General features: G+C 66.3%; 9 protein-coding genes and 2 pseudogenes. 4 read left to right on the top strand and 7 right to left on the bottom strand.

What is annotated here, in order from left to right:
• Nucleotide 1: 1 nt before the first annotated feature.
• Entirely contained in the window at nt 2–1,219 is a 1,218-nt protein-coding gene (locus M3330_RS05930) for an AI-2E family transporter (RefSeq protein ID WP_255027579.1), read from the bottom strand.
• Between the two features lie 172 nt (nt 1,220–1,391).
• Here M3330_RS05930 and M3330_RS05925 point away from each other — a divergent pair, with 172 nt between their 5' ends.
• Both M3330_RS05925 and ychF read left to right on the top strand, forming a co-directional pair.
• Nucleotides 1,392–1,829 (top strand): hypothetical protein, encoded by a 438-nt coding sequence (locus M3330_RS05925; protein ID WP_083543721.1) that lies wholly within the window; start codon nt 1,392–1,394, stop codon nt 1,827–1,829.
• Nucleotides 1,830–1,865: 36 nt separating this feature from the next.
• Nucleotides 1,866–2,945 (top strand): redox-regulated ATPase YchF, encoded by a 1,080-nt coding sequence (gene ychF, locus M3330_RS05920; RefSeq protein ID WP_016693933.1) that lies wholly within the window; start codon nt 1,866–1,868, stop codon nt 2,943–2,945.
• A gap of 31 nt (nt 2,946–2,976) precedes the next feature.
• Here the strand turns inward: ychF and M3330_RS05915 are convergent, their stop codons facing one another.
• The gene (locus tag M3330_RS05915; protein WP_006550678.1) at nt 2,977–4,191 is read right to left on the bottom strand and encodes an McrC family protein; all 1,215 of its coding nucleotides are present in this window, start codon (nt 4,189–4,191) and stop codon (nt 2,977–2,979) included.
• A gap of 5 nt (nt 4,192–4,196) precedes the next feature.
• A complete protein-coding gene (locus M3330_RS05910; RefSeq protein ID WP_255027566.1) occupies nt 4,197–6,950 on the bottom strand; it encodes an AAA family ATPase in 2,754 nt (917 codons plus the stop codon).
• Between the two features lie 200 nt (nt 6,951–7,150).
• On the opposite strand from M3330_RS05910, the pseudogene M3330_RS05905 reads away from it, so the two are divergent.
• A pseudogene (locus tag M3330_RS05905) lies at nt 7,151–8,115 on the top strand (arabinofuranosidase).
• Between the two features lie 88 nt (nt 8,116–8,203).
• On the opposite strand, the gene M3330_RS05900 reads toward M3330_RS05905, so the two are convergent.
• Nucleotides 8,204–8,983, bottom strand: a complete 780-nt coding sequence (locus M3330_RS05900) for an alpha/beta fold hydrolase (RefSeq protein WP_006550675.1) — start codon at nt 8,981–8,983, stop codon at nt 8,204–8,206.
• A gap of 55 nt (nt 8,984–9,038) precedes the next feature.
• Between M3330_RS05900 and M3330_RS05895 the strand changes: the two genes are divergently transcribed.
• Nucleotides 9,039–10,802: a GNAT family N-acetyltransferase gene (locus M3330_RS05895; protein ID WP_255027545.1), complete on the top strand. Its 1,764-nt coding sequence runs from the start codon at nt 9,039–9,041 to the stop codon at nt 10,800–10,802.
• A gap of 90 nt (nt 10,803–10,892) precedes the next feature.
• On the opposite strand, the pseudogene M3330_RS05890 reads toward M3330_RS05895, so the two are convergent.
• The 3 genes and pseudogenes from M3330_RS05890 to M3330_RS05880 form a co-directional block, all read right to left on the bottom strand.
• Nucleotides 10,893–11,190: pseudogene (locus M3330_RS05890) on the bottom strand (NAD(P)-binding protein); the annotation flags it as partial.
• A gap of 113 nt (nt 11,191–11,303) precedes the next feature.
• Nucleotides 11,304–11,396: a hypothetical protein gene (locus M3330_RS05885; RefSeq protein WP_255027543.1), complete on the bottom strand. Its 93-nt coding sequence runs from the start codon at nt 11,394–11,396 to the stop codon at nt 11,304–11,306.
• Between the two features lie 419 nt (nt 11,397–11,815).
• Nucleotides 11,816–12,607 (bottom strand): hypothetical protein, encoded by a 792-nt coding sequence (locus M3330_RS05880; RefSeq protein WP_255027541.1) that lies wholly within the window; start codon nt 12,605–12,607, stop codon nt 11,816–11,818.
• Between the last annotated feature and the right edge of the window lie 54 nt (nt 12,608–12,661).

Raw genomic sequence — 12,661 nt, 5'->3', positions numbered from 1 at the left:
CTCAGTCCTCGGAGGCGGCCGGTGCCGGAGAGGCCGGCTTCGGATCGGGCACCGAGGTGTCGCCCGGAGCCGGGAGTGCCTTCGTCTCGTCGTCCTCGCCTTCACTGGCGCGCTCGTCGATCTGTTCGCCGATGTAGCGGATGACCACCGCGGCCACCGCCGCGACCGGCACCGCCAGGAACGCACCGACGATCCCGAACAGCGACGAGCCGGCCGTCACCGCGAGCAGCACCACGGCCGCGTGCAGGTTCATCGACCGCGACTGCAGCACCGGTTGCAGCACGTTCCCCTCGATCTGCTGCACCGCGATGATGAGGACCAGCACGATGATCGCGGTCGTGAAACCGTTGGCGACCAGCGCCACGAGGACTGCCAACGCACCCGCGACGAACGCACCGACGATGGGAATGAACCCGCCGATGAAGGTGAGGATCGCCAGGACGGGTGCGAGCGGGACTCCGAGGATCAGCAGGCCGATACCGATGAAGAGGGCGTCGATGAAGCTCACCAGGGCCTGCGTGCGGATGAACCCGCCCAGCGTGTCCCACATGCGGCCGAGTACCGCTTCGAGGTGACGTCCGGCGCGGCCGCCGCTCACACGGTGCAGCCACGGCACGAAGCGCGGGCCGTCCTTGATGAAGAAGAAGGTCAGCACGAGGACGAGAGCGAGTGTGACGAGCAGCGAGCCCGCCGTGCTCACACCGGAGAAGACACCGCCCGCGATGGTGGCAGCACTGCCCTGCACTCGTTCGACCACCGCGTGGACGGCGTTGTCGAGTTGTTCGTCGCGCAGGTTGATCGGGGGTCCCTTCACCCATTCCTGCACGGTGTTGATGCCTTCGGTGGCCTTGTTGGCCAGGTCGGGCATCTGGGAGACCACCGACGGGACGATGCCGGCGATGATGCCGCCGACGATCGCGAAGAACATCACGAGGGTCAGGCCGGCCGCAGCAGCCGGAGGAACGCCGCGTTTGGTCATGAAGCGGGTGGGCGGCCACAGGATCGTGGAGACGACGATCGCGAGGGCGACCGGCAGCACGATCACCCACATCTTCTCGATGATCCAGCCGATCACCACCGCACCGGCGGCGATGACGACCAGGCAGGCCGACCACTTGGCGAGCCAGATTCCGCCCGTGCCCAGCAGGCTTCCGCGGTCGGGTTCAGCCGACGGCTTCCCACTGCTGTTTCCGCTGGGCGCGGTCTTCGATTCGGTCAACGACGGTCCTTCCGACATGTATCGAGCTCGATACCGATCGACAGTCGCCAATCTACGGTCACCGAGCGCCGCGCGTGGTCCGGACGACACGCCGGAAACGGCGCTGAAGGGTCCCCTGCCGTGGCATTCTCGAAACGTGACGAACCGAACGAGCACGACCCGACTCCTGCGTGTGTCCGCTGCGACTGTGGCGATCGCCGCCGCCTTCGCGCTCACCGCGTGCAGCTCCGACGACACTCCCAGCGACGAGGACGTGCGCTCCTCGGCGGATGTCGCGGTCACGAGCGTTCAGGAGCAGGCAGAGGGCGCCATCTCGTCGGTGCAGAGCGTCGCGTCCAGCGCGGCCGAGCGGGCCGGCGACATCTTCGACAAGGCGAAGCTCGATGTCTTCGTCGCGGCCTTCCGCACCGGTTACCCGCAGCTGTCGGCCGACCGGGAGACGCAGGACATCGAGTCCATCGTCACCGAGACCTGCCCTCTCATCGACGATGGTGCATCCGACCAGGAAGTGAACGCGAAGGTTCAGGAAGTCGCGGCCAACGGATCGACCGTGCCCGACGGGGACCAGGCAGCGCGCATCGCACAACTGGTGCGGGTGGCGTGCGGGTGAAATGAGCGGCGGACGGCCGCGTAGAATACCGATTCCGTGAGCCTTACCCTCGGAATCGTCGGTCTTCCCAACGTCGGCAAGTCGACGCTGTTCAATGCGCTGACCAAGAACGATGTGCTGGCAGCGAACTATCCGTTCGCCACCATCGAGCCCAATGTCGGCGTCGTCGAACTGCCCGATCCGCGACTGAACCGGCTCGCCGAGATCTTCGGTTCCGAGCGCATCCTCCCGGCCACGGTGTCGTTCGTCGACATCGCCGGCATCGTCAAGGGGGCCTCCGCCGGTGAGGGCATGGGCAACAAGTTCCTCGCCAACATCCGTGAGGCGGACGCCATCTGTCAGGTCGTGCGCGTGTTCGACGATCCCGACGTGGTCCACGTCGAGGGCAAGGTCGACCCGATGGCCGACATCGAGGTCATCGCGACCGAGCTGATCCTCGCCGACCTGGAGACGATCGAGCGAGCGCTGCCGCGGCTCGAGAAGGAGTCCCGGAAGAACAAGGAACTCGTCGCTCAGCTGGAGGAGACGAAGAAGGCTCAGGCGATCCTCGAGGACGGTCGCACCATCTTCTCCGCCCAGGCGGAGGTGAAGGGCGAGCTGCTGCGCGACCTGCACCTGCTCACCGCCAAGCCGTTCCTGTACGTCTTCAACGCCGACGAGGCCGTCCTCACCAACGAGGAGCGCAAGGAGGAGCTGCGCAAGGCCGTCGCACCGGCCGACGCCGTCTTCCTCGATGCCAAGGTCGAGTCCGAGCTCCTCGAGCTCGACGAGGACGAGGCGATGGAGCTGCTCGAATCCATCGGCCAGACCGAGGCCGGTCTGAAGCAGCTCGCGCGCGCCGGTTTCCACACGCTCGGCCTGCAGACCTACCTGACGGCGGGTCCGAAGGAATCGCGTGCCTGGACCATCCGCAAGGGTGACACCGCCCCCAAGGCGGCCGGCGTGATCCACACCGACTTCGAGCGCGGCTTCATCAAGGCCGAGATCGTCTCGTTCGCCGACCTCGACGCGGCCGGTTCGATGGCCGAGGCGAAGGCCAAGGGCAAGGTCCGCATGGAGGGCAAGGACTACGTCATGGCCGACGGCGACGTGGTGGAGTTCCGCTTCAACGTCTAGCACCACGACACTTCGGTGGTTTCAACCCCGCTCAGCGGGGTTGAAACCACCGAAGTTCGTTTCTATCGCCCCCGAACGCGGTGGTGGCGATCCTTTCGGCCAGAGCGGTGAGTTCCCGCTCGACGTCCTCAGGGGTCCCTGTCAGATCGATCGGGCAGCAGACGAGCCGCTTGTCGGCGTTGCGCACCGTCACCGTGCGGAGAGCGGTGGTGTCCTGCCGGCGGCAGTAGATCAGCATGCCTTCGGGCAGGTCCATTGCTGTTGTGTACGCGAGAAGCTGGTAGTAGTCCTGACTGCGGGCGCGCGCATCGTCGGTGAGCTTGTACTTGATGTCCGCGACGTAGACATGGCGTCCGCCGGGTGTACGGAAGACCATGTCCGGGAGCATGGTCACGCTGCGGCCGGTGCCCAAATGTACGGTCGGCTCGCCGATGACGTCGAGCGTGCCGCGCAGCATGCGCCGCAGCCGCTCGGTGATGAATCGCTGGAACAGGTCGTTCATGTCGACCATGAACGACGAAGCCTGCACCTTCCCGTGGACGTCGGTCAGCGTGAGGTTCGCGAGCACGAGACGAGCCAGCCGCAACGCCGGTGCGTAGTGCCGGTTGAGCCGCGTGAACGGAATTGAGTCGATCGACTCGGGGTGGACGTGGATGTCGTCTACGCCTTCGAGGGCGATCAACTGTTGCATGAGCCGTCGACGAGTGCCCGCGTCGATCAGTGGAACACGCAGCGCTGCCCGCACGGCGGAGCGAAGTGCCCGGTTCTCGGCGATGTTCTCCGAGAAGTCGTCGAACGAACAGGAAGTCGGGGTCAGCACACCCGGATTCCGGAACTGCCCGGTGAGGTTCGGCCGCCCGCGGAGAGCGACTAGTGCCTCCTCTCTCTGTTCGTATGAGCGAAGCACCCCGCGCCGTAAGGTGCCCTCCACCGTTCTTGCGAAGAACGAGATCACCGCCGGCAGTAGATTCGACGACGCACCGTACTCGAACGCCTCATTCCGCCATGCGTTGGCCGGCAGGCCCGGCTCGAGCAGCAGAAAGAGGTTATCCGGCTCGATCTTCGGTCTGATCAGCAGTTCGAGTCCGTCCGAGACGAGCGTGCCGACGTAGTTCTTCGCACTCACCCGCCAACGATCCCCGGGTAGGGGCTGGACGTCGACGTAACCGGTCTGTTGGAGTTCCTCGGCCTGGCGCCGGGTCAGACTCAGGCTCTCGTCCGATTGATGTTCGAAGAGGACCGACACGTCCGTCAGCTCCCTACTTCTCCGGAGGACTCACCTTCGCTGATGGACTCGGCTGCCAGATAGCTGAACCGGCTCCAGACCTGACCGAAGCGGAACCTGTTGATCCGTTCGGGATCGCCGAAGAACTGGTCCTCGATGAACGGCTCGACGTTGTATTCCCAAATACGGCGAAGGGCGTCGCGGTCGAGATTGTGCTTCATGAAGTGGCTCGAGCCGAGTTGCAGATGAGGTCCACCGAGTTCGCGCTCGAGTTCGTCGTTCACCTGTGCCACGAGCTCGCCCACCCACGCCGGCTCGCCTTCACATGCCAACCATCGATCTAGGACCCCCTTCAACGGCCCGCGGTTCGGGAAGAACGGAATGAAGTGGAACCGCCGCCGCAGTGCCGCGTCGATCAGGGCGATGGAGCGGTCCGCCGTATTCATGGTGCCGATGAACCAGATGTCCTTCGGTAGTTCGAACGGATCATCGGGGCGGTAGAGGGTGCGCACCGGGGTGTTGCGGTACTCGAAGAGGAACAGCAGTTCACCCAGTACTTTCGGCAGGTTGGCACGATTGATCTCGTCGATGATCATGATGTGCTGGCGACCGGGTGCGTCCTGCGCCCGCGCCGCAAGCTCGGCGAGAGGACCCCTCTTGAGGCGATAGGTCATCACCCCGTCGGCGTCGGTCTCGGGACGGTACCCCTCGAAGAAGTCCTCGTACGAGGTGGACGGGTGGAACTGGACGATCGGGCGCCGCTCCGCGTCGGGCACCAGTGCCTCGGCGAGCTTGCGCGCGAAGTAGGTCTTGCCAGTTCCCGGCGGGCCGTAGAAGACGACCTGCTTTTTGTCCTCGAGCAGCGCCACGATGTCGTCGAGGAAGGACCGCTCGACGAGCAGTTCCTCGGCCAGCGCGTCGAGAGGATCGGAATCCGTCTCGTCCTGAGGCTGTTCGTCGCGTTCGGCCAGCCAGTAGAGGAAGGACCCGACGCCCAGCGGATCACCGGGAAAGTGATTGTCCAGGCGTGCGCGCAAAGCGTCGTTGGAATTCACCTGCAGTTCGCCGCGGGACGACAGCTGTGGTGTTTCGAGTCCAAGCAGCTTGAGCATCTTCAGCTTCCCCCGAGGACCCGTGTACGGATAGACGGTGATGAAACGTTCGGGATGTGTGATCGCCAGCATCTTCATGATTACCGACTCGCCGAGCCCTCGGACACGCAGGGCCTCGTCGTCGAGAACACGGTCGATGCGGGTAGCCGGCGGATCGCCGCCCCAGCAAAGGTACTTGAAGGTTTGGATGATCCGGCGGTACTCGGCCTCGTCTGCGTCGCGGATGCTGGTGTTGAGCACCGACATCGGCCCGGTGCTGCCGTAGCGGCCGGAATTCCAGATGCGCCGGAGTTCCGCGGGATCGGCAACCTGCAACTCGTCGACGTCGAGTAACCGGGCGAAGTCCCGGCGGTCGGCGATGTCCTGCTCGTGACCGGGAGTCGGATATCCCGCCGCCTCTTTGAATTCCGCCACGAGCGTTGCCAATTCGTCGTCCTGGGTAGAGGTACTCGTGGCTTCGCCGTTCAATTCGGCGATCAGCGGAGCCACTTGCTCGGTGGTACGCAGGATCTCCGCAGGCAGGTCCAGCGACGACAACTCGCTGCGGTCGAACCAGCGCGCGTAGACGATCTCGCCCGATCCGCCACCCACGAAACCCCGGTCCGTACCGACGATGGACCGGCCACCGGCGATGATCTCGTAATCTGGGAGGGGGTGACTCTCGATGATTCCTACCGCTTCCTCGGTGGCTCCTGATTCGGCGTGCGGGAAGGGACGCAGCCCCACAGCGAGTCCGTGACCGTTGAGCCAGATACGAACGGCAAGACCGTAGGTTCCGGGCACCCGCCAGTCGACCCACATGTCCCCGCGGGGCCAGATCTCGTCCCACATCGGCGTTGGCTTGAATGCTTTCAGTGTGCGACCCGCGGCCTGCGCGACATCGCCTTCGAGGGCAGCACCGATATGGCGCGCAACGGAGACCAGAACCCGGGCGTTGTCACGGTACAGTTCGGGATCGTCGCCACGTTCCTTGGCGCCCTCACGCAAAAGCGCACGATCGCACAGGACCTCGTCGATCACCGCTGGTCTGGTATCGGCCCACCAGGCTGCGACTTCCTCGAACCGGACTACGTCGCCGTCCAACTCCCTCGCGAAGCGATACAGTTCAGCGTAGCGCTCACCTTGATCGGGATATTCAGACTTTCCCGTGCAGAAGTCCACATACTCTGTGGATTTTGGCCACGCTACCGGCCAGGTCTCCGGGGCGACGAGACCCCAGTAGTACGACGCGACGAACGGTGCGCGCTTCGGGCTCGGGTGCGCGCCCACCCGAATCTCTTCCAGATGGTCGGCCAGGACCCGGATCTTCCGCTCAGCATCGTCGAGGTCTATTGGGGTCGCCAGTGCGTCGACCAACACAGCGACGGATGTCTCCGGAGCGGGCGACATCTTGTTGATCTGGTTGATGATCATCTGCCCGGCCGCACCGCTGTACCCGGACTCGAAGCTTCCCACCCATCGTGAGTTCTCGGCTTGGAACGCGCCGAGGTTGCGGGTTCGCCGCAGTGTGTCGAGCAGCAGACGGGCCTCGTTTGCGTGGGAAGTCAGATTCCTGGCACGCCAGCCCGAACGGAAATCGAGCGCACCTTGTGCGTGCTCGACGTGGGCCATGTGCCATCGACGTCGAAACTCGAGTTCGCGCGCGTCGATTTCCGTGTGATCGACCATGTCCCACCTTTCAATCCGCGAGGAGTCTATCGGTGGGGTGCGACGAGCCGGTTGGGGCAGGATCGGCAGTCGTACATCATCAGATGTCGATGGTTCCGGCCCCGCCTATCCCTACGCGATCGGGGTATCGGCATCGCCTCAGTACCTGTGCGGTCGAAATTCCTACGGCGCGGGACCACCCTCGTGAATACTCCTCCGGTATGCGCCCCGTCCGAACCGGTCTCTCCGTTGTATCGACGGTGGTGTTCGTGATCGCGAGCCTGCTGGTCGCGACGTCGGGAAGCAGTACCGCCGCACCGCTCGGCCTGCGGTACACGATGGTCGGGTTCAGCAGCACCAGCGACCGAGACATGGACGTCTACGAGTCCGTGGACGGCACACGGTTCGACCTCGTCCAGGCCTCGGCCTACCGGCCGCCGTCCGGACTGGTGCGCGACCCGAGTATCTTCCGGCATTCCGATGGCTTCTACTACGTCACCTACACGACGGCGGACGGCGCAAGTGTCGGCTTCGCCCGTAGCCCGGACCGCGTCGCGTGGACACACGTGGGGGAATGGCCCGTCCCGTTCTGTTGTGCTTTCCTGCCGGGAACGGGGGACGGCACCGGCTCCGCGAGCCTGCCGGGGTCGTCGGGGTCAGCGGGGTCGAGTGACGGACCGTCGTTGTCGCCGTTCACCACCAAGGCCTGGGCCCCCGAATGGTTCGTGGAGGGCGACCGCGTCCACGTGATCCTGTCGATGTCGACCGGCGGCGGCTTCGTGCCCTATCTGATGACCGCCCTCGACCCGTCGCTGCAGCGGTGGAGCTTTCCCGTGCCGCTCGACGGCATCGGCGCCGACCGCATCGACACCACGGTCGTGGAGGTCGGCGGGACCTATCACGCCTTCACGAAGAACGAGCACCGGAAGGTCATCGAGCACGCCGTCGCCCCGTCGGTGACGGGCCCCTACCGGTTCGTCGAACCCGGGGACTGGGGAACTTTCGTCGAGGGCCGTCGGTGATCCAGCTGCCCGACGGCACCTGGCGGCTGTTCTTCGACGCCTACGACGAGGGCAAGTACTACTACTCCGACAGCCGGGATCTGAACACCTGGTCGCCGCGGCAGGAACTTCCCGGCCTGTCCGGAACCGTGCGGCACTTCACCGTGATCCGGGAAGCCGCCTGACACTTCGGTGTTCTCGACTGCGCGTGCTGCAGTCGAGAACACCGAAATCCAAGTCGGGGCACGTAGGCACGAACGTCGTCACCGCGAGTCAACCGTGCCGGGCGACGTCCTCGCAGAGGATGCTCGGCCACTGTGCGAGATCGGCCGGGGTGTGCGCGATCTCCAGCTTCGCGTGAGGGAGCAGACCCACCAGCGACTCCGCCGTGGACACCGGGTGCGCGGGATCGTCGATCCACGCCAGCACCGTCACCGGAATGTCGATGTCGGACACGGCCTCCGGATCGGGCAGGTCGCTCAGCGCGGCGCCCCGGAACAGCGAGGGCAGCAGTTCCTCGGTGACGTCGGGGACGGTCTCCGGCGCGTCGACGGTGGCCGGCGGTCGTGGCGCGGTCAGATCGCGCGTGAGGAACGCCGCGAGTCCCTGCTGCTCGATGAGATCGGCGGCGGCCCGGTACTCGGCGGCCTTCGCGGCGCGGGTGGCCCAGGCGGTCGCCGGCACCAGCAGGGTGAGGCTGCTGAAGCGCTCCGGATCCTTCACCGCCGCGTGCAGCAGGGTTCCGGTGCCCATCGACGGCCCCACCCCGTGTACCCGCTCGCCGGGGAAGTAGTGGTCGAGCAGCCGCAGCAGGTCGTCGGCGAGCACCGGCCAGCGGTAGTCCTCCCGCACCGCACGACCGGTCGAGCGGCCGTGCCCCCGCGCGTCGTAGCGCAGCAGTCGGGTGCCGCTGAGCCCGCGGCCCAGGTCGAGGTCCATGAGGCGGTCGCGGTGGCGGCTCGAGGTCAGTCCGTGGAGCTGGACGACCGGGTGACCACCCTCGTCGCTCAGCTCCACGTCGAGTTCGGCCCCCGGCACACTGAAGGTCGGCACGTCGTCTCCCGATGTCGGAAAGCAGTTGCTGGAGAAGGCGCCTAGGATACCCGGCATGCGGCTGACAAATGTGGCGCACCTGCGCCTGCCGTTCGGCCGACTGCTCGGCTACGACGTCACCGTCGCGGGGCTCGGCCGGGCGCTGCCCGTGTCGTTCGACCAGCGGCGGCACGTCGGCGCGGGTGATCGTCCCGGCTCCTGGATGGCTCTGTCCTTCCGTCTGTTCGAGCCGGTCTCGCCCGACGACCTCGCGACAGCATGGCTGGCCGTGATCGCGCGGCACGGCACTCTACGCTCGGTGTTCACCCACGGCGACGACGGTGAGCCGCGCCTGCACGAGGCCGAGATCCGCCCGGGCGGCTGGGTCGAACATCCGATCGGCCCCGGTCAGGCCGTCAACGACGCCCTCCGGGACGTCCTCGACAGCGCATGTTCGCCCTACAACCGGCCGTCGCACCGGTTGTGCGTGCTCGAGACCGCCACGGAACCGACCGTCGTGGTCGCCGCCGATCACTCGCACGTCGACATGTGGTCCATGCTGGTGATCGCCCGCGACCTGCTCGCCGCCCTCGCCGCCGTGCGCGCGGGACGGGAACCGTCCCTGCCGCCGACACCGGCCTTTGCGGAACACACCCGGGCACTGCAGGACCGTCCGGCCGCACCCGCCGAGGTCCACGAGCGCTGGGCCGAGGTGCTCGCTGCCAGCGGCGACGTGATGCCGCGCTTCCCGCTCTCCCTCGGAGTGGCGAGCCTCCAACGCGAACGCGTGGAGGTGCGCGACGTGCTCGACGTCGACGACAGCGCCGCCTTCTCCGCCCAGGCCAAGGACGACGGGGTCTCCACTCTCGCGCTGGTGGTCGCGGCCATGACCGAGGTGACCCTCGAACTGGCCGGATCCCCCTTACGGGCGGTGTTCCCGGTGCACAGCCGGTACGACGCCACCTGGCACGACTCCGTCGGCTGGTTCATCACCAACTCGGTGCTCGAATCGTCCGTCCCCGAACCTCGTGCGGCCGCGGACGCGGTCAAGGAGGCGGTCCGGCTCGGATCCTGGCCCCTCGAGGACATCCTGCGCCCGTGGGACTGCATGCCGGAAGCCCCGGGCATGTTCGCGATCTCCTGGCTGGACCTGCGCAGGCTTCCCGTCCGGGTCGACGCCACCGGCCTCGAGGCGCAGTACGTCGGCGCGACCATCCGCACCGACGGGGTGATGCTGTGGTTCATCCTCGACGAGTCGGGTCTGCACCTGCGGTGCCGCTATCCCGACACCGTCGAGGCCCGACGGCACGTCGGTGGCTGGCTGGACCTGCTCGTCGCCCGGCTGCAGGCACGCGCCCGTGAATCGGTCGGTGGGCTGATCCGCTTGGGCGACAGGACTTATCGGGTGCAACGTGCCGGCCGACCCGACGTACCGGCGATCGTCGGGTTGCTCTCCGGCGACGAGCAGAGCGCCTGCGACGGTGTGGAACTCGCCCGTTACGAAGAGGCCTACGACGCCGTCGCTCGCGACCCTTCGCACTATCTTGCGGTGGTACGCGACGAGGTCGGCCGGATCGTCGGCACAATGCAATTGACGATCGTGCCGGGTCTGTTCCGTGGCGGTGCCACCCGCCTGCTCGTCGAAGGAATCCGGGTCGCCTCGTCCGAACGTTCCCGAGGCATCGGCACAGCCGTGCTCGAGTGGGCCCACGATCACGGCCGGAACCGGGGTGCCACGCTCGCACAGATCGCCATAGACCCGGCCGACGAGCAGGCCCGAGCGTTCGGCGCGCGGCTCGGCTACGGCTGCACCCAGGTTGGACTCGAGCGGGCGCTCTGACGTCGGCCGACTCGATGGCCGAGGACTACGTCGTGGCCGACGGCGACGCGGTGGAGCTCCGCTTCGACGTGTAGCGCGTCCTGTACCGAATACGGGCAGGTCGAATCGGGAAGCGTAGGACTCCAGGTAGTCAGCGAGCTCGTCCTTGGTGGGGGAGCGGTGTGGGGTCGCCCGGGAACGGCATGCCGGGCAGTCCGTCGTAGCCGGCGGGACTGTACAGGCGCAGCAGTTCCAATGGCAGCGCCAGTTGTCGCCGATGCGTCGGTTCGTGTCGACGATGAGGAACGGACGACCGCGACGAGCCAGATGGTAGTCGGCGGACAGGCCCCGCCTGACCTGCGCCGATGACGACGGTGTCGATCTGTTGGGGTGCGCTGTGGACGGTCATGACGACTCCCCGAAGTGAGGGAACTACACCGACGACGTTAGCTACCGCGGTCCGTCGGCCGCGTCGGGAGGAGCGTGCAATCGAAGGTGGCGGCGTATGGGCGGTTCTACCAGTCAGAGCAGGCGATGCTCGTACGCATAGGCCGTCGCCGCTGCTCGTGAGGACACGTCGAGCTTGGTGAATATGTTGCTCAGGTGCCGGGCCACCGTCTTCTCGCTGATGACGAACTCGTGGGCGATGGCTCGATTTCGTCCTGCCGGTGGCGACGGCGCGCAACACTTGGACCTCCCGGGGCGTCAGTCCGTTCGGTGCGTCGGCGAGTTCGGGAACGCGGAGCTCACGTAGATCCGGCAACGCGTGCAGGCCGTGGAATATCGATGCTGCCGAGTCGAATTCGAGGCGGGCCTCATCGTCGTCGCCGAGTGCGGCGCAGCATCGACCCTGCAGCACTCGTACCCGGGCACGTTCGTAGGGTGCGCCGAGGTCACGCCAGCGCCTGCCGGATCGCCGCAGCCGTTCGAGGGCGCCGCAAGGGTCTCCTTCGGGTGCCGGTCGGGTTCGCCCCATTCTCACCGGCTCGAACGGCCCCGTCCGCCGATCGACCGAATTGCTGCTCCCGAGTCCGCTATGTCTTCGAGGCCTTCTCGGTCTTCGACGAGAGTCTGCCGATCACGGCGCTTCCGATGATGCCGACGACGATCATGCCGATCCCGACCGCGTCCGGTATGGAGTCGGTGACCCACCCGAAGATGCCCGCGACCAGCACGAACGTCGGTATCCAGTCGATCAGCTTCAGGAGCGACGGGGCGGGTTCGGACTCGCCCTGCGACGCCGCGAACTTCGCTCCGGCGTAGTCCGGGTAGAACTCGGTGAAGGAGACCGCGAAGAAGATCGCCGCGAGCTGGAGCACCCAGCCGGTCCAGAAGTTGCCCGGGTCGCGCATCACGGCGTCGCCGATGAACCCGACGATCGCGGAGAAGGTGAACGCACCGGCCCAGACCGCGGAGATCACGTAATTGATCTTCATGAACAGAGGAGACGTCCAGTATTCCTGGGGCGTTTCCTCTTTCGCGTAGGGGAGTGTGAACGGCCTGCGCGCGATCAGGGTGGCGACGACGAACACCGCGAGCGCGATGTTGGTGAGTTCACCGGCCCAGATCTCCATCCAGTCGATGACCCCGTCCGACGCGATGAGGCCCACCGCGGCCAGCACGACGAAGAACGCCGCGCCGAACACGTCGAGGGCGTGGACCTTGACCCCGCGTCGCGTGCCCACCCACATCGTCAGCAGGACGAGACCGAGAGCGAAACACACCGCTTCCTCGAACCGTCCCGGGGCCGACAGGACGGACATGAGGATCCACGGTGCGATGCCCGACAGTGGCGACCGGAGGTAACCGTCGACGACCTTGGTCATGCCTACCAGCGTATTTCGTGAAGCCGGGCATGTCGGAGTTTTCGGAGGATCGAT

This window comes from Rhodococcus sp. GA1 (assembly GCF_024321955.1).
GTDB classification, from domain to species: domain Bacteria; phylum Actinomycetota; class Actinomycetes; order Mycobacteriales; family Mycobacteriaceae; genus Rhodococcus; species Rhodococcus pyridinivorans.
Note: the sequence above shows the minus strand (reverse complement) of the source record. Positions and strands in the feature narration are given on the sequence as shown.